Below are 25814 nucleotides of genomic sequence, written 5' to 3' on the forward strand. Positions count from 1 at the left end.
AAAAGAGGATACAATGACAAGAGAATTAATGGATACGGGATGGAACTTTGATAATAGTTATGCTCGGCTGCCGAAAATATTTTTTACAAGTCAGAATCCAACGCCTGTTCGTTCCCCAAAAATAATCATCCTTAACGAACCGCTGGCAGCGACCCTAGGGTTGAACGTAAAAGCTTTGAAAAGCGATGAAAGTACTGCTTTTTTTGCTGGAAACAAAATACCAGATGGCGCTTTTCCTATAGCCCAAGCATATGCGGGGCATCAATTTGGTCATTTTACGATGTTAGGGGATGGTAGAGCGATATTGCTAGGTGAGCAGATTACACCTCAAAATGAGCGGTTTGATATTCAGCTTAAGGGTTCAGGGAGAACACCATATTCCCGCGGGGGCGATGGCCGAGCGGCACTTGGTCCTATGCTGAGGGAATACATAATTAGCGAAGCAATGAATGCGCTTAGTATTCCAACCACTCGTAGTTTGGCAGTAGTCTCTACTGGTGAGTCTATTATCCGTGAAACCGAACTTCCTGGTGCCATTCTAACGCGAGTGGCTGCGAGTCATCTGCGTGTCGGTACTTTTCAATACGCGGCAAGATGGGGAAATGATGAAGAACTTCAGGAGCTGGCGGACTATGCGATTGAACGTCATTATCCTGAAATTGCAGATGATGACAACAAATATCTATCATTACTTCAGGAAGTGGTAAAACGGCAGGCATTGTTGATTTCTAAATGGCAGCTTGTTGGCTTTATTCACGGGGTGATGAACACTGACAATATGACAATAAGTGGAGAAACCATCGATTATGGACCATGTGCATTTATGGATACTTATGATCCGGCAACGGTCTTCAGCTCCATTGATAGACAAGGCCGATATGCTTTTGGCAATCAGCCAAATATTTGCGTGTGGAATCTTGCACGATTAGCAGAAGCTTTGCTGCCGCTGCTTCACGAAAATCAGGAGCAGGCTGTCACGCTTGCACAGGAGAAACTCTCCGAATTTGCTGGATTATTTAAAGCGAACTTTTTCAAGGGAATGAGAGCGAAATTGGGTTTATTCCAAGAAGAGGAAGAGGATGTATCCCTTATTGAAAGCCTGCTCCAAGTCATGCAAAAGCATGGTGCCGACTATACAAATACATTCAGAGCATTAACCATTGACTCTATTGAGGAAACCGGTCTGTACGGAACACCAGAATTTACTCAGTGGTATGAGAGGTGGGAAGCGAGACGCGGCAAGCAGAAGGAATCGAAGGACTCTTCGAATCAATTAATGCGGAACAGCAATCCTGCTGTAATCCCCCGAAACCATCGGGTAGAAGAAGCACTGGAGGCGGCAGTGAATAGCGGAGACTATAGTGTGATGGAACGTCTTCTAAATGTTCTTTCGAATCCATACTCCTACTCTCCAGAACAGGTTAAATACTGCTCATTGCCGGCACCTTCCGCTCGACCTTATCAGACTTTTTGCGGTACTTGATCAGGCAAATGGATGCAATCATGCTGGTTAATTTCTGGAGTGACCGAGGTCCAATCGGAACAGCGTTTTGGGTCAATGCAGAGGTGCTGGAGTGACCGAAACCCCATTGGAAAAGAGTAATAGGTCAATGCAGAGGTCCTGTTTCACCGGAAAACCAATTCCCAAAGCACTTGGTAACTATAGAAGGGTCACATAATCAACAAAAAGGCTGGCGCATTCGTCAGCCTTTTCTCATATCTCAAAACTGAAAAACTAGAAATATATTACTATATTGATTGAAAATATTTCCATAATTGGTATAGTAAAAATAAGAAAACAAAGAGTGGACGGAGGTATATTGTGAAGAAAAAGATATGGATTTGGGTTTCAGTAATTGTTGGCGTACTTATTATTGCCAGTACAGGAAGCTATTTATATGCGAAAACAGGTGCTGAAACGGTAGGGAATGAAATCGTTGAAATGGGGGTAAGTGTTCAAAAAGTGAGTGAACAGGAATTGGTAGAATCGATTCTGGTAACAGGTAAAATAGTACCAGAAAGTGAGCAGAAAGTCTTTTTAGAAGCTGAAAAAGGAGAAATTAGTGAATTTAAGGTGGCAGAAAACCAAGCAGTCAAAGCTGGCGATTCTCTATTAATCTATGATTCTTCCAAAATTGATAATGAACTTAATAAAGCAGTTCGACAAAAAGACTTGTTACAAAACAGGGGGAAAACCGAACAAAACCAAATTGCAGACAGTGCAAAGAGATTAGCTGAAGCAAAAAAGAAATTGGAAACGCAGGCTGCTGCAACAGAAGGTGTTACAGAAGAACTTGTTTCGAAAGAAGACATTAACCTCCTTTCGAATGAAAAGGTTCAACTAGAGATGCAATATGAAGGTACGAAATCTGAAATTGCTTCAGCTGACGATCTAATAAAAGAACTAAATGCACAAAAAAAGGAAATGACTGTTGTTAGTAAAATGGATGGGATCATTGTAAAGGTAAATCAGAACGTAGCGAAAACAGAAGCAGGAGCTTCTGAACCTGTCATCCACATCATTTCCAGTCAACCATATAAAGTAATTGGAACGATGAGTGAATTTGACACGGTCAAAATTCAACAGGGGCAGCAGGTTATTATTAGGCCCAAAGTATATAAAGACCGCGAATGGAATGGTACAGTTGAATCTATTTCACAGTTCCCGAACGAAGGTGGCGGCGGTGGTGAAGAATTCGGCGGCGGTGGAGGCGGCAATGTAACTATGTATCCATTTAAAGTTGCCATTACAGATGATACCACTGAGTTGCGCCAAGGCTTCCATGTTTCTTTAGAAATTAAAGCCGGCAGTTCTGACAAAAAGATTGCCATCCCACATCCAGCTTTAATGGACGAAGCTGGAATCAAATTTGTTTATATTTTAAAAGATGGGAAGCTTGAAAGACGGGAAGTTCAAACTGGGGTTATGAATGACGCGTACATCGAAGCAACCGATGGGGTAAAGCCTGAGGAACTTGTTGTGATTGCACCAACAGAAGAAATGCATGATGGAATGGAAGTGACTTCATTTGATGAAGTTGAGTAATATTACCAAAGTATACGGGAAAGGCTCCTTGGAGGTACCTGTCCTTCATGGGATTGATTTGACAATAGAAGATGGAGAGTTTGTTGCCATCATGGGTCCATCCGGATCTGGAAAATCCACTTTAATGAATATTATTGGGTTTTTAGATTACCCTACGTCGGGTACATTTGAATTAAACGGGCAACAAATTGACTCCGCCAAAGAAAGCGCCCTTGCACTACTTAGAAATGAGCACATTGGCTTTGTTTTTCAACAATTCTTCATGTTTCCAAGGGACAATGCGATAAAAAATGTTGCCTCTCCACTAGTATATGCGGGTGTTTCCAAACGGGAAAGAACGGAGCGGGCGAAAAACATGCTGTCAAAGGTCGGTCTAGGAGACCGGATGAAGCACTTGCCCAATGAATTATCTGGAGGTCAGAAGCAGCGCGTTGCGATTGCTAGAGCTCTGGTCAATAATCCAACCATTCTGTTAGCAGATGAACCAACAGGGGCCCTTGATTCACATACCAGCGGACAAATCATGGAACTATTTTCACAGCTCCACCAAGAGGGAAAGACTGTAATTATCGTTACCCATGAGGAAGAAATAGCCGCTTATGCTAAAAGGATTATTACCATAAAAGATGGCAGGATAACAGATGACCGGCGGGTGACGATATGAACATTTGGGAGAGTTTCAAAATTGCCCTTTCGTCAATCTGGAATCATAAGGTCAGGTCGATATTAACCATGCTTGGTATCATTATCGGTGTGGCTGCAGTTATCGTTATTGTTGCAATTGGACAAGGTACGAAAAAACAAATGACTGATGAATTGTTCTCTACGGATAAAAATGCCATTGATATTTATTATGAATACATACCACCTGAGGGTGAGGAACCCATGTTTTGGCAGGAACCTGAATTGACTTCAGATGATATTCAAACACTTGCAAATGTTCCGGGTGTTAAAGCTGTTATTGCTACAAATCAAGGCTGGGGAATGATGAGGCATGATGAAGTACAAGGAGAAATGCAAATAACAGGTGTGGGTGCTGAATACTTTCCAGCAAGAGATATACAAGTAGTAGAAGGAAGGGCATTATACGCCGCGGATAATGACGGTTTGAATCGGGTCATACTTATTGATACCATTGCCAGGGAAAAGTTCTTTAAAGAAACAGAAAACCCAATTGGTGAGATCATTGATTTAAATGAAAATCCTTATAAGATTGTGGGTGTATATGAATCACCGCTCCCTGAACAATTCCGTAATAAGGAAACGGGCGAAATGCTGATGCCGCGTTCCGTTATTTCAATGATGTTTGGTAATCGGGAAATTGAACAATTATCGGTCATTGCGAGTGATTCTGAAAAAATTTCCGAGACAGGAAGGCTAGCTGCAGAAACATTGACAGAAACGAAAAAGCTCGAGGATGGGATGTATTCAACCAATAGCTTTGAAGATTATGAAAAAGAATTAAATACAATGATTTCTTTACTCACATTACTAATCGGAAGTATAGCAGGTATTTCTCTCCTGGTAGGCGGGATTGGTGTTATGAATATTATGCTTGTTTCCGTTACGGAAAGAACAAGAGAAATTGGACTCCGAAAAGCTATAGGTGCTACTAGAAGGAAAATTCTTTTACAGTTTTTAATTGAATCTATTACCTTAACCTCAATAGGGGGGTTGATAGGTATCGGACTAGCTTCTATTGGAAGTGTGATTGTTTCGCAATTCTCACCAATCACCGCTACGATTAGTCCTCTAATTGTCCTAATTGGTGTAAGCTTTTCAGCGTTTATTGGGATCATATTCGGATTACTCCCAGCAAACAAAGCCTCGAAGCTTAGTCCAATTGATGCATTGAGATATGAGTAGAAAATAGAGTGTAGTTACCTTATGATTATTCCCCTAGATTAACAATCTGGGGGATTTTTTTACCTTTGAGCTAATAATTATAGTTTTATAGTTATAAAGGCATTTTCGAAAGTGTATTATAATAAATACATACATAAAAAAGAGAAATGAAGTAGAGGTAATGTATTAATGAGTGTGGAGTTCGTAATAAACGCAGGTAAATGCTACCAACTGGCGGAGGAGAGAGCACTAAATTATTTTAAAATCCTCCAGATCCAGCTCACCAAAAAGACGTATGTCCATAACGTAATAAAAGATTTCCAATCTTGGCAACACAACCATATTCATCATCATTCCTTTTTCTCTTTCTTTTCACGTAGTAAAAGAAAATCAACTCCCCATGATTATCATCATTATATTCAATACTTGAATTACACCGGTAAGCTGGACCATTATCTTGATCGAAGCATATCTTATATTTTTATGCGTGACTTGGGCAAAGCACTGGATTCAAAAGATGCACAGATGAGGATTCGGAATGTAGTCGATTCTTTAAAAAAACAGTTGACGAATTCCAGCACGTCCGAAACGGATATGTATAGTTTCGCAGGAATGTACAAGTGGGCCCAGAAAGAGGGCATTGAAACGACCATAATTTGGCTGATAGAAAAACTTAAGACCGCATCCTCCTATATACCTGAAGGGATGGACGCGGACCATGCTCAGCGAAAACTGATTAAAATTATTGCTGGGGTAGTGATGCAGGAAATAGAAGAAATGGACGAAAAAATATCCTCAAAAGAACGCTCTAGTAGACTCGCTAAAGCGTTAAGGTTGGGCTATTGCTATGGTTTGACGTATCCGTTTATTGATGATCTTCTTGATGCCAATGTTTTATCTGATTACGAAAAGAAGTGTTATTCAGATTTGATTCGTACCACACTTATTACAGGAACAGTTCCGGCATTAGGTGATTGGGCTGACAATCAAATAGAATTGCTTACAAATATCCATTCAGAGCTCCGTGAAGCCTATGAGTTCATTAAGACCCATCAGCGGCCTGAAACATTGCAATCATTCTTTGAACAATCGTATGTATTTTTTCAATCTCAGGAAGTGGATCGGGTAAAGGAATTATCCAACCATCAATACACCAATGAGGATCTCTATATACCAATTATCCTTAAATCCTCCTCTTCACGTTTGATTGTACGTTCTGTACTCGATGCTCAGGAGGATGAAGGCTTTGATAACCGAACCTTCTTTTATGGTATCTATAACCAGCTTGCCGATGATTTTGCTGATATGTTTGAAGACTTGGAGGCTGGTGCGGTTACACCCTATACGTATTATTTAAAATACCATGATCAACGCGCCGATCTCATTAACCCTTTTGAGTTATATTGGTGTGTCATCAATCATTTGATTCATAACGTGTATCAATCAGATTCAAAAGCTTGTGAGGTAATTCTAGATCGTGCCATCAACGGTTTAAAAAGATATAAAGAACGAATGGGAACAAAAAAATACAATGAAGTAATGAAATTATTTGGTGTTGGAAATCCCAAATTCAATGCTTTAATACAAAAAATGGTGCAAAAAGCGGATGATGTAGATTTCTTTGATAAACTGCTTCGCGATCATATGATTAAGAATCTAAAAAATGATCGGAAGGAACGGACGGAATTTTTAGATACCATCGAAGGAATCAGATCGGAAATAAACACACTTTTACCTATTCCCACTTCTTTTGTGAAAGAGCCGATTGTTGAGGCGGCAAACTATAGTTTAGAGGGAGATGGTAAGCGGATAAGGCCGATCATAACGTGGATGATGGGAATAAATGAATACGGATTAGATCAATCTGCCATTATTCCGCTGCTTCGCTCATTAGAATATATGCATACAGCTTCCCTGATTTTCGATGATCTTCCTTCGCAGGACAATGCCTCGATACGCAGGGGACGTTCTACCTTGCATATGGTTTACAACAGTGCGATTGCTGAATTAACTGGACTTTTTCTTACCCAAAAGGCTTTTGAAGAACAAGCGTCACTTGATCAGTTTGATTCGAAAACAGTGCTTAGTTTGATTCACTATTCTGCCAAAATGACAGGGGAAATGTGTAAGGGGCAGGCAATGGATTTGGATTCCAGAGGGAAGCAGCTAACGCTCGAACAGTTGAATCAATTGTGCTTCTATAAGACGGGAATCGCCTTCGAAGCTTCGCTTATCATGCCAGCCATTCTTGCGAATACAGTGGAAGAAGACATGCAGGCTCTGAAAAAATATGCTTACCATGCTGGGATTGCCTTTCAAATTAAGGATGACCTGCTGGATGTTGAAGGAAATCAGGCTTTATTAGGAAAATCGGTAGGAAAAGATCAAGCAAACAAAAACTCAACTTTTGCGTCAATCCTTGGTACAGATGGTGCAAAGAAAGCAATGTGGGATCATTACTGTCTTGCTATTGATTCATTAAAAGATGTTAAACAAAAGACCAATTTTTTGAAGCATTTATTGAATTATATTGTTCATCGGGACCATTAAGCAGGTAATATCAAATGGAAGTTTAATATTTAAAGCGGAAATATTGGAAAAGGTGATCGAATAAATTTCGATCACCTTTTTATTTTTCGTCGTGAATTTTTTTAAAAGTCCAAAATATTGTTGACAAAAGAAATAGGGCTAATTAGAATAAAATTATATTAATTGATAACAATTATCATTATCATTTTCAAAAACTAAGAAGAGGCGGGTACATATCATGGCTTTATCAAAATTATTCAAACCTTTATTGGCAAGTGCGATACTGACGATTGGCTTAGCAGGTTGCGCAACAAATCAAAATGATTCAGAAGGAGATAAAGCGGCTTCTAAGCCAAAAACAACTGAAAAACAAGAAGTCAATATTTACACAGCAAGACATTATGAAGTTGATGATGAGATTTATAACAAATTTACAGAAGAAACAGGCATTAAAGTTAATGTTGTAAAAGGGGAAGCGGAAGAACTTATTGAGAGATTAAAGCGTGAAGGTAAAAGTACACAAGCAGATTTATTTGTTACAGTAGATGGCGGGGTCCTTACTAATGCTAAGCAAAATGATATCCTCCAGCCAGTTACTTCAGATATTATTGAAAAAAATGTACCTAAAAACCTTCGGGATGTTGATAATAATTGGATTGGACTGGCAACAAGAGCACGTATAATCGCCTATTCAAAAGACAGAGTTTCACCTGAGGAATTGTCTACTTATGAAGATTTAACAAGTGAAAAATGGAATGGGAAATTGTTAGTTCGTTCTTCAACCAGTTTATATAACCAATCATTACTTGCTTCATTTATTGAATTAAATGGTGAAGAAAAAGCAGAACAATGGGCGAAAGGGATTGTAAATAATTTTGCTCGACAGCCGGATGGCGGTGACCGTGACCAAGCAAAAGCAATTGCAGCAGGCACTGGTGATGTTGCGATTATGAACACTTATTATGTAGGGCTGCTTGCAAATTCGGAAGATCCCGAAGAAGTAAAAGTTGCTGAAAGTATCGGGGTATTTTTCCCTAATCAAGAAACAAATGGAACTCATGTAAATATCAGCGGAATTGGTTTGACAAAGCATAGCAAGAATCAAGAAAATGCGATTAAGCTAATTGAGTATATGACTGATGTTGAAGCACAAGAAATCTTGTCAGCAAATAATTATGAATTTCCTGTAAACCCTAAGGCTTCAAAACCAGAATTACTTGAAAGCTGGGGCGACTTTAAAATGCAAGAACTAAATTTTGATACTTTAGGAGAGCATAATAAAAAGGCAATCGAGATCTTTAATAAAACAGGCTGGAAGTAATATGAATGCGAAATTAATAAAGCGTACTATTAAAAAGGAAATAAACGGCTGGTGGATCATTAGTTTAGTTGGGGCAGTAGTTATTCTACTGCCTATCCTTTTTATTTTCTCTTCTATATTTTTAGAACCTAATGAAAACTGGCTTCATATTCGTCAGTATTTGCTAACAAATTATGTTGCAAACACCGTCGTCCTGGTAGTCTTAACTGGCCTTTTTACGTCCTTTTTAGGCGTAACTTTGGCGTGGCTGATTGCAGCCTTTGATTTTCCACTAAAACGGTTTTTCCGTTGGGGGTTAATTTTGCCACTGTCAATCCCAACTTTTATAGCGGCTTATACGTACAGAACGATGCTAGGCTATACCGGAGTAGTACAAACAACGTTAAGGAATCATTTTGATTATCAGCTAGACCCAGAATGGATAACCGTTTCGGGAATAGGTGGAGCTGTTTTTATTTTTACTTTATTTCTATTTCCGTACGTGTTTATCATAACCAGAGCATTTCTTGAAAGTCAAAGTACATCTTATGTAGAGAGTGCAAGGTTGTTAGGAAGAAAACCATTCGCTGTATTTTATAAAGTAGTTCTTCCTCTTTCAAGACCAGCAATTGTAGGAGGTACCGTTTTAGTCATCTATGAAGTGCTTGGAGACTATGGAGTTACCAGCTATTTGGGCATCCATACCATTTCAACCGCTATTTTTCAAACATGGTTCGGGATGTATGATGTAAATTCAGCTATGAAACTCGCTGCGTGGCTGATGGTGATCATTGTGGGCATTTTCTTTTTAGAAAGACTGCTTAGGCAGCGGCGGCGTTATCACTTGAGTAATAAATCGAGGCCGCTTGTACCTGTGAAACTGAAAGGACTCGCGGGGGTGGCAACCTTTATATATTGCGGAGTTGTATTTTTATTAGGATTTCTCATCCCATTCATACAGTTGATTGCATGGGCAAAGATGACGTTCCATAAAGTTTGGGAACCTGCCTTTTTTACCTTGTTATATCAAACCGTCTATGTTGCCGTAATATCTACATTGATTATTCTAGTTCTTTCCGTTGTTGTTGCAAACATTTGCCGATCTCATTCTTCGTTTTCTTTTATCATATCGAAATGCGTAACCTCAGGTTATTCCATTCCAGGTCCAATTATTGCTATTGGTGTTCTTGCTGTTTTTATCTCACTTGATAAATGGCTCGCACCAATGTATTTTACATTGGGTCTTGGTGAAGAACCTCTCATCTTAAGCTTGTCTCTAGTCATGTTAATCGTCGGCTATTTCATTCGGTTTATGGCTACTGGGTTTAATGCAACTGAGGTGGGTTTTGAGAAGGTAGGAACGAAATATATGGAAGCTTCAAGAATGCTCGGAATGGGAGTGACAAAAACGTTCTTTAAAGTAGACCTCCCATTAATAAAAGGATCTTTAATTAGTGGTTTCATTTTAACGTTTGTTGAAATTTGCAAGGAATTACCATTATCATTGTTGTTAAGGCCTTTTAATTTTGAAACGTTAGCAACAAAAACATATCAATATGCAAACGATGAACAAATCCATGAGGCTTCTATTTCATCGCTTCTAATCATTTTAATCAGTATTTTATCTGTGGTCATTTTTCAAATAGTTGGTAAGAGGGTGAAACAATGAGTATTGTTGAAATTAAAGGTCTCACTTTTTCATATTCTCGTAAAGAGGACCCTGTTATTAACGATTTTTCGTTTTCTATGGAAAAAGGGGAAATCGTCGGTATTTTAGGACAAAGTGGAAGTGGGAAAAGTACATTACTTCGCCTGATATCAGGATTAGAAATGCCGGTCAAAGGAACCATAAAAATTGCCGGTACTACCGTTGTAAGTGAAAGTGTATTTGTTCACCCAGAGGATAGAGGGGTGGGGATGGTTTTTCAAGACTATGCTCTATTTCCTCATATGACTGTCAAGGATAATATACTTTTTGGACTATCACGTTTACCAAGGAAAGAGCGAAACTCGCGTGTAGATGAGATGTTGGAACTTGTTCAAATGAAGGAGTTCTACAAAAGGTATCCTCATGAATTAAGTGGCGGGCAGCAGCAACGGATTGCTCTTGCTAGAGCGCTTGCCCCAAAGCCCAATGTATTATTAATGGATGAACCATTTAGCAACTTAGACGCTGATTTAAAAGAGTCGATTCGAGACGATCTAGGGTTGATTTTGAAAAAAGCCAACATGACATGTATTATGGTCACACATGATAGAAATGATGTTGAAGCAATTTGTGATAATAGTATCGTCCTAGGTCAATCGAATGTCTCTAATGGCATAAATAGAGTAAAACTTAAAACCGTAAAATAGTAATCTAATGGCAAATTATAGATTGTAATAAAGCCTCAATTCCTAATGGAGTTGAGGCATTTATATTTTTTATAAAGACAAATATAGTGGAAAAATAACAATATGATAGTAGAAAAAACGAGGAGTAATATTTTAGATTTCGTAAAATAAGAAGTTTTTTTCAAATAGTAATGAATATTGCCATGATTTGTAATAAAATATTATTTTGCGAGGGGGATTATAATGAATTTATTAAAAACGACATTAGGACATTTCAAACCTTATTGGAGGAAATTATTGCTTGCCTTATTTTTTTCATTATTAGGTGGAGCATTTACCATCTTGCCGCCGTTACTGGCAGGAAAATTAGTGGACGAAGTGATTGGGGCTAGAGAGATATCCTTTTTACTTTTACTTGTCGGTGGTGTTTTGGTCGCATTCTTAGGAAAGTCTTTATTTGAGACTTTACAAGAATATGTACAGGTGAAAATCGGATTCGATGTAATAACGGATATGCAGATTCGGGCCTTTAAAAAGCTGCATCGAACACCGATGTCGTTTTTTACAACGACACCAAGAGGAGATATGTTATATCGATTAACGCATGACGTGGAATCTGTTCAAAACCTAAATAACACCGTCGTTCCACGTATCTTACAGCAAGTGATTGGTGCAATTGCTGCATTTTCAGCCGTATTTGCATTATATTGGCCAGCAGCTGTTGTTATGTTTGCCGTGTTTGCCATTTACATACTTCCATCATTTAAGCTCGGTAAAACGATGCGGAAAATGAGTGCGGTCCAAAGGGATATGAGTGCAGATATGTACCAGCACCTGCAAGAAAGTATAGAAAGCACCAGACTTGTTCGAACATTTCAGACACAAAAGAAGGAAATTGAAACACAGCGAAAAAAACAGACAGAATGGAAAAACTACTCGATTCGTGCAGCGTTAATTGGAAAGGTCAATTGGCGGCTTGGAAATTTATTTAATATCGCAACTCCCGGTGTTGTCATGCTAATCGGTGGATTCTCTATTTGGGAAGGCACGATTACGATTGGAACCCTGATTGCCTGTCTTAATTTTATTCCTATTATGTTTTTGCCTGTCCGGTCATTGGCTGAAAATGCGCTGACCATTCAACAGGCAATTCCGGCACTGCAAAGAATCTATGAATATTTTGATTTACCGGAAGAGCATGAAGAAAATCTGCCTTCTTTTGGAGAAGTAGAGGGAAACATAGACATAGAGAATATTTGGTTTACCTACCCTTCCAGTGATAAAAAAATTTTAAAGGGTGTTTCGCTATCATTGGAACAGGGGAATCACATTGGAATTGTAGGTACCAGTGGCGGGGGGAAAAGTACCCTTATCCAAATCCTCCTAGGTTTATATGAACCTGAAAAAGGATCGGTCTTGATTGATGGTAAAAATTTATTCGCATACAACCGAAATAGCTTTAGACAACAGGTTGGGGTGGTTTCTCAGGAAACCTTTCTACTAAACAGTACACTTAGAAATAATCTTCTATACGGAAAAACAAATGCCACCCAGGAAGAGCTCGAACTCGCAGTGGAAGCAGCCGGGCTAAAAGAACTAATCGAATCTCTCGAAGATAAATATGAAACAGTGGTCGGTGAACGAGGATTGAAGCTCTCCGGCGGGCAAAGACAACGAGTGGCGCTTGCCAGAGCCATCCTGCGCCAGCCGCGAGTCTTAATTTTTGACGAAGCCACTTCCTCATTGGACGGGGAAACAGAAGAAAAAGTTCAGGAAGCCCTTGAGCAGCTAATACCGGGCAGAACAACGATTACGATTGCCCACAGGCTGATAACAGTAAGAAATGCCGACAAAATCCTTCTTTTAGATCAGGGGATGGTGGCGGAACAAGGAACACATGAAGAATTGCTTGCATTAAGAGGTCAGTATTATGAATTATACAAGGCCCAATATAGCGAGTTGGAAAAGGAGATGATTGGATGAACGTGAACACTGTCTCCCATCAAAAAAAGAATCGGGACGGTCGAAGAGTCCTTGCTTTTTTAAGACCCTATAAAAAGTGGGTTTTTGCGGACTCATTCGTTATTGCAATTAGTCAGGTTTTCTCAGCACTAATCCCAACATTAGCTTTCGCTTGGCTTGTTGATACCATTATTCCGAATGAAAATCACTCCTTGCTATGGGGATTAATGTGGCTGCTGGTCTTTTCTGCTATTTTTGATTTAGTCATGATGATCATAGATGAATATTTTTGCCATCAGACGGCAAAGACCGTAACTAATTGGCAAAAACTGCGCCTGTTTAGTCATTTACAGGTGCTGCCCTTTTCCTTTTACCATAACAATTCATCCGGAGAACTACTAGCAAGAGTCTCGGATGACCCTGATACGCTCCATAATTTCCTTGCATGGGAAGGATCGACATTCATGGCAAGTGTCCAGGGAGTATTAATTTATAGTCTCGTGCTGTTATGGATTCACCCTTATTTGATGATTACTAGTGTGATTCTAGGTGTAATCTTCTATTGGGCATCTAATTATGTAGGAGCGAGGACTAGAGCTGCTTCCGCCGATGCTAGACAGGAGGCTTCCCGCTATCTTGAAAGACTAAGAGAATCGGTGACGGGAATCCACTTGTCAAGGGTTATGGGGGTTTCTGAAAATGAGGTGGAAAGTGTTATTGCTATCCGAAACTCTTTCGTGAAGCATTCTATTAAGGAATTAAAGGCAAGAATGCAGTCCGTGGTGGTAATTGCCAGTTACAATGGATTCGCATTGGGAATTGTCTACTTCATTAGTACATTATTAATTTGGAATGATAGTTTAACAAGCGGACAAATGCTGACCGCAGGTGGCTTAGTGACGATCGCTGCCAATGAAATGCAAAGACTGCTTCGTAACTGGCTTTCTGTAAGAAGAACTGGGCCAGCACTAGATCGCTCTGACATTCTTCTTTCCCATAAGCCTTCCAAGGCAGAAATAGTGGAGGGGATCCGCGGCGGCAGAGCAAATGGTGAAATCAGACTAAAGGATGTTACGTTTGCTTACCCGGAAAAAGAAGAGAATGTACTGTCAGGGGTTTCGTTTACGGTTAACGCTGGTGAGAAGGTGGCATTAGTTGGACCGAGTGGTTCTGGTAAATCAACGATTGTTGATTTGTTATTTAAGCTTTATGATACGAAGAATGGCTGTATTGAAGTAGATGGAAGAGATATAACAGAATGGGATACAGGATGGCTACGATCTCAAATGGCAATCGTGACTCAGGATGTTCAAATGCGAAATGGTTCCCTGGCAGACAATTTAAGAATTGGAAAACCTGATGCCACAGAGGAGGAGCTGCTTAAAGCATTACATGACAGCGGGTTGGAAGAATTGGTGGAAAGTCTTCCCGAAGGATTGGATACAAAGGTAGGAGAAAGAGGAAGCCTGCTTTCAGGAGGTCAAAAGCAGCGATTATCGCTGGCTAGAGCTATTTTAAAAGATGCTCCAATCCTTATCCTTGATGAAGCAAGCTCGGCACTCGATCCAATTACGGAAACGCAAATCAATGAAGCAGTTTTAAAATCAGGAAAAAAACAAACGATTTTAATCATATCGCACCGCCTTTCAACGGTTCTTTCTGCAGATAAAATCATTGTCCTTGAAAATGGGACAATAGCCGAACAAGGAAAACATACCGATCTATTAGAGAATAACCATGGTGTCTATGCTAGATTATTTGGCAGAGAAGCCGAAATCGGCGGTGAAACCATAAGCTCCTCAGGTGTTCAAGTGAGGTAATATTAGAGTAAGGCAGCTTTCAAAAACTGAGGGGCTGCCTTTTTTTGCAATGTTCGGGAGGGGAGAGGAGACGACAGTATACATTTACAGTTGAATTGTTCCCGTAATGAACGGGTGACCATTATTACGGGAACAATCCCGGTCGGATTGTTCCGATAAAAAGTGACTGCCTCGATTATGAGCACAATCCTATGTTGATTGTTCCGAAAAATCGGGTCCGCATCAATTACGGGCACAATCCAGGTCGAATTGTTCCGATAAAAAATGACTGCCTCAATTATAGGCACAATCCTAGTCGAAATCGTAAATCGCACACATATTTTTCCAATAGATGTAGATACTATTTTTGACATTATCAAGGAGGTGCTAATATTGCCAAAGGCTCAAGATTATGTAAACCAAAGTATGTCTTCCGTACAAAATACAGTTAACACCCTGCAGCAAGCCCTAAGTACTGCTGAAAAACCAGAAAATAAAAACAAAATTCAACAAGCAATTAATTCCCTAAACTCCGTGCAAGACCAACTATCAGGATATCAGGATTAATATAATAAAATGGCAAAGAGAGCCTGACCACTGTGGTCAGGCTTCTCTATTAGGTTTCATCCATAATTTCGATAAATCAACATAGCCAAAATGTTTAATTTTTACGTTCATTAAATTAATTGAAAATGGTATTTGTCTTTTTGAATAATAAAGAGGAATGCATAATGAGTTTTTAATTAAATAATCCTCTATGATTAAATGCTGCTCCATCCAATTCTCAAAGGGGATAAAATCATAGTTTTGCAGTAGCTTTTGCAAAAGTTGATCAGATCGAGTTAATTTATAGAGCGGCGAAATCGTGTTTTTCAAAAAGCTAAAGTAGGAAAAACTCTGGTTCATCTCAAATATTTCTCCATGAATAAATAAATCTGCTTTCTGCAAATGAGCATGGTACAATGCATCATGAAATGAGACTTCTTCCAACTCCAACGGAATACCAGCCTCATCGAGGATGTTTTTTAACCAAAAGGATGTGTCCTTTGAATACCCAACATACTTCATCTTTAATGGATTTGAAAGGATTGGTTTTGGAATTTCGGGCACCGTGTAACTCCCTGAATAGCCAATTAAGCAGCCATCGGTATTTGCTGATATCCGAGAATCAATCATTGAAATTTGCGAGCGATTTTTATCTATCAGCATATGAATATAGTCTCGTACTTCTTTTCTAGCAATATCACTTTGACGAAAGGCATTCATTACTACGACACCAAATCCTGAATCACTCTCAACCTCAAAGGTTCCAACTTCTCTTGATTCATGAGCACCGTAATAAACATTTCCAAACTCTCTTAAAACCTGTATAAATTCCACTGTATCCAATAGCGGACGCTCACCGTAATAATGTTTAAACGCATGTAATACTGTTCTCTCATCGGTATCTTCTTCCAGATAAAAGCTGCCTGTTCCGATCACCAATCCGTTGGCAGATTCTTTATAGATACTTGCAGAAATCATACTTAGAAGCGGCAATACATAGGTACAGCCATATGGGAATTCAAGTTCTACGATTAGTGGTGCAGGGGAAAATATTTTTGTAATTGGTTTCCACAGTTCAGCATAAATCTTATCTTGCTTCATTCTCATAAACGTTTTGACGACGTCCTCCGCTTTTAAGATTGAACCATCATGAAAACTGACATCCTTTCGCAGGTATAAGGTTAGCCGATGATCTTCAACCTCCCAGCTATGTGCAAGCTCAGGTATGACCGTATTATCATCCTTCAGTGCGACAACCCGGTTATATAGGTTTGCGATTAGATTTGCACTATGTACGTCCGCAGCCTTTAATGGATGATACGTTATGAATGGGTAAAACCGCGGAATAATTAACGTGTCCTGACCCTCTTGATGAAAACCAAACTTGGATTGAAACCTAGTCATTAACCGCTGTTTTGTTTCTGTTGACCATTGATATAATAATAGTTTGCTAACCTGTTCAATGGAGTATCTTTCCAAGTGGGCTATAAATTGCTGTTCATACGCTGATTCCACGTCCCTGTTCCAAATCAGCTTTGAATAAATGCCTCTGCCTTTTCCAGACTGGAAGCTCAGCCAGCCTTCATCCTGCCATTGATTCAGTTTACGGCGGGTTTGTTTGGTGCTCAAATCCAATCTTTCTGCCAGCAGTTTCACTTTAACTTCTCCAGAGGGAGTTGAGTTCCATAATGCTAATAAATAGTGGTCCATCCCATCATTCCTTTAAAAGTAGACATATTTTTGAAAATTGGACATTTTTATATTATTACGTCTAGTTTACTATATAGAGTGAGAAAGGTGTTGATAAATATGGCGTGGAAGGACTATCCTCAAAATATTAAGGTTCGGCTGATTACCTCGTTTTTTAACCGAGCAATTGCCAGCTCGGTAATGCCATTTATGGCGCTCTTTTTTGCACAGCACAAAGGGGCGGTTTGGGCAGGTATATTCTTAGCAATTACGGTAATCATAGGCTTCTTTATTAATTTTATCGGCGGCTATATTTCAGACCGCTTCCCTCGAAAAAAGATTATTATTCTATCATCAGCGTCTAGTGCATTTATGTTTGCACTTATGACAGTAAGCTTGTTCCCAGATCAAAAATGGATTGTTCTATTTGCGGTCAGCTATGTGATTTTCACGATTACCAGCAGCCTTGGCCGGCCAGCCGTTCATGCCATTATCATTGACTCGACAACACCCGAAAATCGGAAGAGTGTTTATGCAATAGAATATTGGCTTACTAATCTGTCGATGGCAATAGGTGCAGCTTTGGGTGGTCTTTTGTATGTGAACCATCAAATAGAACTATTTATCGCTTTAACAATCGTTTCTATTAGCCTGCCGATTGCGTATGGAATATGGCTTCAAGATACACGCGTTAAGCTGCTGGAAAAAAAGCATGAAAATATTTTTGTGGATCTCTATCAAAACTACAAAGTCGCGTTTCAGGATAAACCATTTGTCATGGCAGTTGCTGGGTCAATGTTTATTTTTGCAGCAGAATTCTCACTAAATAGTTATATTGGGGTACGATTAGCAGAGGAATTCAAATCGGTATTTGTCGGGAATTTCGAAATTGCAGGGGTAAGGATGCTGAGTTTTCTAAATATCGAAAATATGCTGATGGTAGTAGCTCTTACCTTTTTTATAACAAAAATAACAGATAAGTATTCAAAACGGAAGATGTTACTCCTAGGATTATTGTTTTATAGTGCAGGGTATACGATTGTCACTTCAGCGAATAGTTGGTATGTCCTGATTTTATTCAATGCTTTGGCCACAATTGGTGAGCTTATTTACTCCCCAATTATGAATGCAGAAAAAGCAAATATGATGCCGGAGGACAAGCGTGGTTCTTACTCAGCCTTTTCTAACTTAAGTTTCAGCGGGGCAGATTTAATCGCACGTGCATCGATCATTTTGGGAGCTTTTTTAGTGCCAACCATGATGTCTGTGTACGTAGGAATTATTTTAATGGCCGGAACTTTCCTGCTCTATAGTGGACTTTTTGTGGTAAATAAGATCACCGTTCAAAAAAATATGTCAATGTAAGTAAGGAGGCTTTGGTGTGAGAAAAGTCGAGATTAGAAGGCCAGAATTTGAAGACACCGAAGAACTGAACCATTTTTTTAGGGTTGTGGTTACCAATACCTTTGATAGAGAAGGACTTTCGGAGTTAAAGGAAGATATTGAAATTGAAATTACCAGCAAGAAAAATTATCTGCAAATCGACCTTGAAGGTAATGGAGAGAAAAGGTATATTTTAATAGCTTTGGCTGGAAATAAAATTATTGGGACAATAGAATATGGTCCTGCCAGCAAACTGATTCAGGACTGTACCAATGGAGTACTTGGGAAAATGATTGAAGTGGGAACCGTATTTGTACATCCTGACTATCAAAGACAAGGTGTAGGGAATAAACTGCTTGCTAAACTGCTGCAAACATTAAAGTCAAAGGGTGTCCTAGAAATCTGTCTCGACAGCGGCTACAAAACTGCCCAAACGATCTGGAAAAAGAAATTCGGAGAACCTGAGTATTTACTGAAGAATTATTGGGGTCAGGGGCAAGATCATATGATTTGGAAAATACAAATAGGTGAGTCTATTAAGTAGACTCCTTTTTTTTATAATTCTTTTTCTAGCTATTGTATTTGATAATATTATAGTGTTATAATGTGGTAGCGCGATAATATGGTAACGTACTAAAGTAAAAATAATTTTCTATAAAAAGGGGTAAATACAAATGAAGAAAAGTTTAGCAACTGTGATTCTTATCGTAACTGCCGTACTTTTAGTTTTTACAGGGTGCTCAAAATCACAGAGTAAAGAGGAAAAGGATTCGCTAGTTATCGGGATTGATGATAAATTTGCTCCAATGGGATTCCGTGATGAGGATAATAATATTGTAGGTTTTGATATTGATTATGCGAAAGCAGCAGCAGATAAAATGGGAACAGAAGTTAAATTCCAGCCAATCGATTGGAAAACAAAAGAAGCTGAGCTTAGCAGTGGACGAATTGATCTGATTTGGAACGGATACACAATCACGGATGAGCGCAAAGAGAAGGTCCTTTTCACAAAACCATATCTGAAAAATGCACAGGTTCTTGTTACCCTTGCTGATTCAAAGGTTACGAAACTAGATGATTTAGATGGGAAAGTAGTTGGGCTGCAGTCACTTTCTTCAGCTTCGGATGCCCTTGATTCTTCACCAGTGAAAGAAAAACTTAAGACTGTTACTGAATTTGCAGATAATGTACAAGCCTTAACAGACTTAAAGAGTGGTCGTTTAGATGCTGTGGTCATTGATGAAGTTGTAATCAATTACTATATGACGAAAGAAGAAGGTACATTTAAGGTACTTGATGAATCGCTGGCTCCAGAGGAATATGGAATTGGTGTTAAAAAAGGCAATGAAGAATTACTTGAAAAACTCCAAAAGGCACTTGATGAAATGAATGAGGACGGAACAGCCGCTAGTATTTCAGAAAAGTGGTTTGGAGAAGATAAAGTATTAAAGTAATATGAAAATAAGGTAAAACAGGATTTCCTATGGGAACCCTGTTTTGTTTTTGGAGGAGTTTTCCATGTCATTTGACTATTTTACTTCGATTCTCAAACCGATGCTTGAAGGCGCACAGATGACGATTCTTTTATTTTTCATTGCGATCATCGTCTCAATTCCGCTCGGTTTTTTATTAACGCTTGCTGTTAAGAGCAGTTTGAAGCCTTTATCATTACTAGCGCAAGGGTATATATATGTTATGAGGGGTACCCCGCTATTACTGCAATTATTACTTATCTGCTTCGGTCTTCCTATGCTGCCAGTAGTCGGAGAATATTTAGTATTAGATCGATTTGTTGCAGCATGTTTAGGATTTGTCCTAAATTACGCAGCGTACTTTGCGGAAATATTCCGCGGTGGTCTCCTAGCCATTGATAAGGGACAATATGAAGCTTCACAGGTACTTGGTTTAAGTAAATGGCAGACAACTACGAGGATCATTTTACCGCAAATGTTTCGAGTCACGCTTCCCGCAATTGCAAATGAATCGGTAACACTCGTTAAAGATACCGCACTGCTCTATGCAGTGGCTGTACCGGAATTACTGCATTACGCGCAAACAGCTGTTAACCGAGACTTTACGATTGTGCCATTTTTCGTTGCTGGTTTGATTTATCTGATAATGACACTTTTGTTAACATTTGTTTTTAAAGGAATTGAGCGGAGATATAAATTTGAATAAAAGGATTGGTAAATGTGGCTATCATTGAAGTATCCAACCTGAAGAAATCGTTTGGCAATGTGGATGTTTTGAAACGAATAACGTTTGACGTGAATAAAAATGATGTTGTTGCTGTAATTGGTCCGTCTGGATCAGGGAAAAGCACAATGCTCCGAAGTTTAGTCCATTTGGAGGAAATAAATGGAGGAAGCATTACAATATCGGGTGACCCATTCGTTCAAGATGGAATTTACGCGAAACCACTAGAAGTAAAAAGAATAACTTCTAAAATGGGGATGGTCTTTCAGCAATTTAATTTATTCCCACACCTGACAGTAAAAGAAAATCTAGAGCTTCCGCCTAGATTGGTAAAAAAGGAACCAATTGCCGACATTCAACAAAGAAGTACCGAACTTTTGAAGAAAATTGGTCTTAGTGATAGATCGGATTTCTACCCGGCCAATCTTTCAGGAGGTCAAAAACAAAGAGTTGCCATCGCGAGAGCACTTATGATGAATCCTGAAATTCTTTTGTTTGATGAGCCTACTTCGGCATTGGACCCTGAATTGACGGGAGAAGTCCTTGAAGTAATCAAGGCACTTGCGGAAGAGCAAATGACGATGATTGTTGTGACGCATGAAATGGGCTTTGCCAAGGAAGTGGCCAATCGGGTGATTTTCATGGATAACGGAGAAATTATTGAATCTGGGAACCCAGAAGAATTGTTTACAAATCCACAGAACGAACGGACAAAAGCTTTCTTAAGCAGAAGTTTGAAGTAAATAAAAAGGATACAGCCGCAAAATTGGCTGTATCCTTTTTATTTATGATAATTACTTGCCGTATTCTCCGCTATCATGACTGATTTGCCAGTGGATTCCGAATTTGTCCGTTACTTGACCATAAAGTTTTGCCCAGAAGGTTTCTTGGAGCTCCATCGTAACCTTTCCGCCTTCTTTTAGTTGATCATACCAAGATTGAATATCATCCAAATTTTGGCTGACTAAAGCCATTGTTATATTATTGCCTTCAATAAATGGTGACCCAGGGAAGTTATCAGAAAACATGACAGTGCTTCCATCGATGTTAAGTCGTGTATGCATAACCAAATCTTTTACTTCCTCTGGCATTTGATAATCAGGATGTTGCGGTTGTTCTCCAAAGGTCATGATATTCGGTGTTTCTGTCTTAAAAACCTTCGCATAAAACTCTACTGCTTCTCGGGTGTTACCATTAAAAACAAGATAAGCATTTATTGGCATTTTCTTCACTCCTCTTAAATGATTATGTACAAATTCCATTCTAACCGATTTATTCCATATTAATCTCTTTTTTCCTCTTTTAAATTAATGGATTTAAATTAAAATAGTCCAAAGCCTGATTGATTTGATAAAATCATATATTTTTATCACGAGACAGAACTGGATGACTAAATCAAAGGTATCGCTGTCTGATAAAGAATAACCAGCAGAACTGGTAGAAATGTCCTTCATGAAGGCGATGAAGGACAAAACCCGGTAAGGTGCTGGAGGAAATGTCCTTCATGAAGGCGATGAAGGACAAAACCGGGTAAGGTGCCGGAGGAAATGTCCTTCATGAAGGCGATGAAGGACAAAACCCGGTAAGGTGCCGGGGGAAATGTCCTTCATGAAGGCGATGAAGGACAAAACTCGGTAAAATGCTGGTAGAAATGTCCTTCATGAAGGCGATGAAGGACAAAACTCGGTAAGGTGCCGGAGGAAATGTCCTTCATGAAGGCGATGATAGACAAAACTCAGTAAAACCCCGGTAGGATTGACCTTCATTCCCGCGATGAAAGACAAAACTCGAAAAAATGCCGATAGAATTGTCCTTCATAATGAAAGAGCATTACCCAAATAGAAATTTGTTTCAAGATGGTATAAATCGGGAATAGTAATGTTGATTAATTCGGATTAAATAGAAAGAAGGTATGGTTCTTGCCCTATCGAATAAAAGACACGATGATTTCAGAAAACGAGATCAAACAAAGAATACGGGAATTGGCTGAGAAAATTGAAAGCGATTTTAACAATGAGCCAATAATGTTAATCGTTGTGCTGAAGGGATCATTTGTTTTTGCAGCAGACTTGATTCGTGAAATGAAAGGAGACATTAATGTCGATTTCATTTCGGTTTCAAGCTATAGCGACCAAACCGAAACAACTGGAAAAGTTAAGCTGTTAAAGGATCTTGATGAGGATATTACGAATAAGAATGTTTTGGTTGTTGAAGATATCATAGACAGTGGACTTACCTTGCATTTTCTGAGGAATCATTTGGACATGCATAAACCAAAACAAATTAAACTTTGCACACTATTAGACAAGCCCGAGAGAAGAAGAGTGGAATTGCCTGTGGATTATGTTGGCTTTGTGATTCCAGATGAATTCATTGTAGGCTATGGAATTGACTATGCTCAAAAGTACAGAAACTTACCACATATTGCAACAGTGGAGGAGTATTAGGTACCTGATTTTAAAGGAGGCATATGCTTTGACTGCAAATATCTTTAAAGGGAAAAGTGAAAAAGAAGAAAAAAATAATCTTGAAGAAATTCTTAAGGATTCTATAGAGATGGAAGAGGATCTAATGCGGACTTATTTAATAACGGCCGAACGGGTTCACGATGACGATGAACTAAAGGAACGCCTTGAAAACTTTGCAGAAGGAAACGCAAAAAGAACAAAGCAGCTTATTGATGAATTAAATGATCATAAATAAAAAGAAAAAAAGCTGTGCGGATTAAATAAATCCACACAGCTTTTCATAGTAGAAATAGTAAGTGAAACATACTATAGGGAAAGGAGTGTGTTCAATTGAAAAAAGGATATATCGTAATTGGAATTATTTTAGCTGTGATTGTTTTTGCTGGGGTGATGTTGGCGTCGAGCTACAATAACTTTGTTACTCTTGAAGAAAATGTAGATCAATCCTATGCACAAATCGAAAATCAGCTGCAGCGAAGGCTTGATTTGATACCAAACCTTGTGAATACCGTAAAAGGATATGCTTCACATGAAAAAGAAGTGATCGCATCGATTTCTGATGCTCGGGCAAGATTAGCAGGAGCGAATACAGTAGAAGAAGAAGCGACGGCAAATGCTGAATTATCAGGTGCATTAAGCCGGTTACTGGTTGTCGTTGAAAATTATCCGAATCTAAAAGCGGATCAGCAATTTACGCGATTAATGGATGAGTTGGCTGGAACGGAAAATCGGATTTCCGTAGCAAGAAAAGATTATAATGACCAGGTCGCTGTGTATAACAAAAAAGTAAAGCAATTTCCTGGGGCACTTATAGCAGGTATGACCGGTTTTGACGAGAAAGAATATTTTACAGCAGATCCGAAAGCGGCTGAAGCTCCTGAAGTTGACTTTGGAGGCAATGGATAATGAAACCGAAAGCGGTCTTCAGCCTTCTTTTTTTATTTTTTTTCCTGCTATCAGGCAGTACAGCTGCTAAAGAAATTAAAATGCCTGCGCCCATTGGCGATATTTATGTTCAAGATTTCGCGAAGATATTAACACAAGTAGAAATAGCAGAATTGAGAAATTTAGGAAGATCTATTGAAGATCAAACCACTGCCCAAGTTTCTGTATTAACAGTAGACACCATTGGAGAAAACACAATAGAGGAATATGCGAATGCAGCTTTTAGACAGTACGGAATTGGCAGCGAGCAACAAGATAATGGTGTATTGCTGGTTATTGCCGTAACCGATCGTTTAATAAAAATCGAAGTGGGATATGGATTGGAAGGGAGAATCACTGATGGAAAAGCTGGGCAGATTCTTGATCAGCATGCCATTCCATATCTTCAAAATAATCAGCCAAACCAAGCGATCATAGAAACGTATAAGGCACTGGCAAATGAAGTTTTAGCCGAATACGGGCAAGAGGGAGGCATGCCGGTACAGAAAAATCAAGCTGGGCAGCCATCTGGAAATGAAGGGCTCGGTATACCCTCATGGCTGTTAATCCTTATAGTCGTTGTCGTTGTTTTTCTTGATTTTAAGTTTTTTGGCGGAACCCTAACGTATCTTCTGCTATCGATCATCTCACGTGGAAGAGGTGGAGGCGGCGGTGGTCCCCGGGGAGGCGGAGGCGGTTCTTCAGGTGGCGGCGGCGCAGGACGAGGATGGTGAGTTTGGAAAATTTTAAGTGATGAATATCATGCAAAAGGCTTATGATGTATGATTTAATGATAGGGAAGGATTTAAGTTTGGAGGTTTAGTGAAATGAGTAAAAACGATATATCTTTTTTTCAGATAGATGATAGAAACCCCTCTAGCTTAATCTCTGACCTAAAGTCACTTTTTAAAGCAAGTGTATTAATTGCTAATGTTCTGCCTGTTTTTTCTGGTTTCTGGTTGGCGCTGCATTTTTCTAACCATTCATTTAGTGATTACTGGGAAGTTTTTTTGCTAACAGTTATTGGAAGTACAATGGTTATGGCTGGAGCTCTCGTCCTTAATAATTGGTATGATGTTGATATAGATACAATAATGGAAAGAACGAAAAATAGACCAACTGTAACGGGAAATATTCCTCTAAACGTTGTTTTGACCATTGGTATTGTTTTAACCATTCTGGGTTTAATTCTTTTACTATTTACTACCATTGAAGCAGCACTATATGCTTTCGTAGGATGGTTCACCTATGTCATTTTGTACACGATGTGGTCAAAGCGGAGATATACCTTAAATACGGTAATTGGCAGTGTTTCAGGAGCCGTTACTCCCTTAATTGGATGGGCAGCAGTTGAGTCAAGTTTTCATATCGTTCCCATTATCCTTTTTCTAATATTATTTGTATTTCAAATGCCGCATACTTTTGCCATTGCTATGAAGAAGTGTGAAGAATATAGAGCTGCGGGTGTGGCAATGCTTCCGGTGGTAAAGGGATTTAAAAATACAAAAGTCCAAATTGTCGTGTATGTTGCCTGCCTGCTGCCATTGCCCTTTTTTTTAACGCAGCTTGGTACCGCCTTTGTAGTGGCTGCCACGATCCTAAACATTGGCTGGCTAGTCGTATGTATAAGAGGATTTTCTACGAAGGATGACTTAAAATGGGCTCATGCGGTTTTTCTATATTCGGTAAATTATATAATGATAATATTCCTAATGGTGATTATTTTTACACTGCCGCTATTTTAACAGATTTTAATTCATATAAATACATTCAAGCTGTCCATTAACGGGCAG

The 25814-nt window shown here is 39.1% G+C and carries 23 protein-coding genes; 21 read left to right on the top strand and 2 right to left on the bottom strand.

Features of this window, described 5'->3' with window-relative positions:
- Positions 1 to 13: 13 nt before the first annotated feature.
- The 11 genes from AC2TFD_RS06150 (at position 14) to AC2TFD_RS06200 (ending at position 15382) form a co-directional block, all read left to right on the top strand.
- Positions 14 to 1483, top strand: coding sequence for a protein adenylyltransferase SelO (locus AC2TFD_RS06150; protein ID WP_484675287.1), 1470 nt, complete (start codon positions 14 to 16; stop codon positions 1481 to 1483).
- 339 nt (positions 1484 to 1822) lie between these two features.
- Complete coding sequence (locus tag AC2TFD_RS06155; protein WP_484675288.1) at positions 1823 to 3046, top strand: efflux RND transporter periplasmic adaptor subunit; 1224 nt, start codon at positions 1823 to 1825, stop codon at positions 3044 to 3046.
- Entirely contained in the window at positions 3030 to 3710 is a 681-nt protein-coding gene (locus tag AC2TFD_RS06160) for an ABC transporter ATP-binding protein (RefSeq protein WP_484675289.1), read from the top strand. The genes AC2TFD_RS06155 and AC2TFD_RS06160 overlap by 17 nt, the downstream gene beginning before the upstream one ends.
- Positions 3707 to 4912, top strand: a complete 1206-nt coding sequence (locus AC2TFD_RS06165; RefSeq protein ID WP_484675290.1) for an ABC transporter permease — start codon at positions 3707 to 3709, stop codon at positions 4910 to 4912. Before AC2TFD_RS06160 ends, AC2TFD_RS06165 begins: the two co-directional genes overlap by 4 nt.
- A 168-nt stretch (positions 4913 to 5080) precedes the next feature.
- A complete protein-coding gene (locus AC2TFD_RS06170; protein ID WP_484675291.1) occupies positions 5081 to 7441 on the top strand; it encodes a polyprenyl synthetase family protein in 2361 nt (786 codons plus the stop codon).
- Positions 7442 to 7658: 217 nt separating this feature from the next.
- Positions 7659 to 8741, top strand: a complete 1083-nt coding sequence (locus AC2TFD_RS06175; RefSeq protein ID WP_484675292.1) for a Fe(3+) ABC transporter substrate-binding protein — start codon at positions 7659 to 7661, stop codon at positions 8739 to 8741.
- Position 8742: 1 nt separating this feature from the next.
- Entirely contained in the window at positions 8743 to 10389 is a 1647-nt protein-coding gene (locus AC2TFD_RS06180; protein WP_484675293.1) for an ABC transporter permease, read from the top strand.
- The gene (locus AC2TFD_RS06185) at positions 10386 to 11075 is read left to right on the top strand and encodes an ABC transporter ATP-binding protein (RefSeq protein ID WP_335513223.1); all 690 of its coding nucleotides are present in this window, start codon (positions 10386 to 10388) and stop codon (positions 11073 to 11075) included. The genes AC2TFD_RS06180 and AC2TFD_RS06185 overlap by 4 nt, the downstream gene beginning before the upstream one ends.
- A 222-nt stretch (positions 11076 to 11297) precedes the next feature.
- Positions 11298 to 13037, top strand: coding sequence for an ABC transporter ATP-binding protein (locus AC2TFD_RS06190; protein WP_484675294.1), 1740 nt, complete (start codon positions 11298 to 11300; stop codon positions 13035 to 13037).
- Entirely contained in the window at positions 13034 to 14836 is a 1803-nt protein-coding gene (locus AC2TFD_RS06195; protein WP_484675295.1) for an ABC transporter ATP-binding protein, read from the top strand. Before AC2TFD_RS06190 ends, AC2TFD_RS06195 begins: the two co-directional genes overlap by 4 nt.
- Positions 14837 to 15208: 372 nt before the next feature.
- Positions 15209 to 15382 carry a hypothetical protein gene (locus AC2TFD_RS06200; protein ID WP_420489061.1) on the top strand — a complete coding sequence of 58 codons (174 nt, stop codon included), beginning with the start codon at positions 15209 to 15211 and terminating at the stop codon, positions 15380 to 15382.
- 36 nt (positions 15383 to 15418) lie between these two features.
- On the opposite strand, the gene AC2TFD_RS06205 is transcribed toward AC2TFD_RS06200, so the two are convergent.
- A complete protein-coding gene (locus AC2TFD_RS06205) occupies positions 15419 to 17071 on the bottom strand; it encodes an ABC transporter substrate-binding protein (RefSeq protein ID WP_484675296.1) in 1653 nt (550 codons plus the stop codon).
- A gap of 99 nt (positions 17072 to 17170) precedes the next feature.
- Between AC2TFD_RS06205 and AC2TFD_RS06210 the strand changes: the two genes are divergently transcribed.
- From AC2TFD_RS06210 to AC2TFD_RS06230, 5 genes are all read left to right on the top strand, one after another.
- A complete protein-coding gene (locus AC2TFD_RS06210) occupies positions 17171 to 18415 on the top strand; it encodes an MDR family MFS transporter (protein ID WP_335513233.1) in 1245 nt (414 codons plus the stop codon).
- A 16-nt stretch (positions 18416 to 18431) separates the two neighbouring features.
- Positions 18432 to 18977 carry a GNAT family N-acetyltransferase gene (locus tag AC2TFD_RS06215; protein WP_484675297.1) on the top strand — a complete coding sequence of 182 codons (546 nt, stop codon included), beginning with the start codon at positions 18432 to 18434 and terminating at the stop codon, positions 18975 to 18977.
- A 130-nt stretch (positions 18978 to 19107) separates the two neighbouring features.
- The gene (locus AC2TFD_RS06220; protein WP_335513237.1) at positions 19108 to 19887 is read left to right on the top strand and encodes an amino acid ABC transporter substrate-binding protein; all 780 of its coding nucleotides are present in this window, start codon (positions 19108 to 19110) and stop codon (positions 19885 to 19887) included.
- Positions 19888 to 19951: 64 nt separating this feature from the next.
- Positions 19952 to 20611, top strand: a complete 660-nt coding sequence (locus AC2TFD_RS06225; protein WP_484675298.1) for an amino acid ABC transporter permease — start codon at positions 19952 to 19954, stop codon at positions 20609 to 20611.
- Between the two features lie 14 nt (positions 20612 to 20625).
- A complete protein-coding gene (locus AC2TFD_RS06230; protein ID WP_335513241.1) occupies positions 20626 to 21372 on the top strand; it encodes an amino acid ABC transporter ATP-binding protein in 747 nt (248 codons plus the stop codon).
- Between the two features lie 51 nt (positions 21373 to 21423).
- On the opposite strand, the gene AC2TFD_RS06235 is transcribed toward AC2TFD_RS06230, so the two are convergent.
- Positions 21424 to 21852 (bottom strand): VOC family protein, encoded by a 429-nt coding sequence (locus AC2TFD_RS06235; protein WP_335568908.1) that lies wholly within the window; start codon positions 21850 to 21852, stop codon positions 21424 to 21426.
- Positions 21853 to 22548: 696 nt separating this feature from the next.
- Between AC2TFD_RS06235 and hpt the strand changes: the two genes are divergently transcribed.
- From hpt to cyoE, 5 genes are all read left to right on the top strand, one after another.
- On the top strand, positions 22549 to 23076 hold the full coding sequence (gene hpt, locus AC2TFD_RS06240; protein WP_335519940.1) for a hypoxanthine phosphoribosyltransferase: 528 nt from the start codon (positions 22549 to 22551) through the stop codon (positions 23074 to 23076).
- A gap of 28 nt (positions 23077 to 23104) precedes the next feature.
- Positions 23105 to 23332 (top strand): hypothetical protein, encoded by a 228-nt coding sequence (locus tag AC2TFD_RS06245; protein WP_335519937.1) that lies wholly within the window; start codon positions 23105 to 23107, stop codon positions 23330 to 23332.
- Positions 23333 to 23427: 95 nt separating this feature from the next.
- On the top strand, positions 23428 to 24003 hold the full coding sequence (locus AC2TFD_RS06250) for a LemA family protein (protein WP_335519934.1): 576 nt from the start codon (positions 23428 to 23430) through the stop codon (positions 24001 to 24003).
- The gene (locus AC2TFD_RS06255) at positions 24003 to 24755 is read left to right on the top strand and encodes a TPM domain-containing protein (RefSeq protein WP_335568909.1); all 753 of its coding nucleotides are present in this window, start codon (positions 24003 to 24005) and stop codon (positions 24753 to 24755) included. The genes AC2TFD_RS06250 and AC2TFD_RS06255 overlap by 1 nt, the downstream gene beginning before the upstream one ends.
- Before the next feature lie 93 nt (positions 24756 to 24848).
- The gene (gene cyoE / locus AC2TFD_RS06260) at positions 24849 to 25766 is read left to right on the top strand and encodes a heme o synthase (RefSeq protein ID WP_335519928.1); all 918 of its coding nucleotides are present in this window, start codon (positions 24849 to 24851) and stop codon (positions 25764 to 25766) included.
- Positions 25767 to 25814: the final 48 nt, after the last annotated feature.

The organism is Neobacillus sp. plas4, from assembly GCF_057221695.1.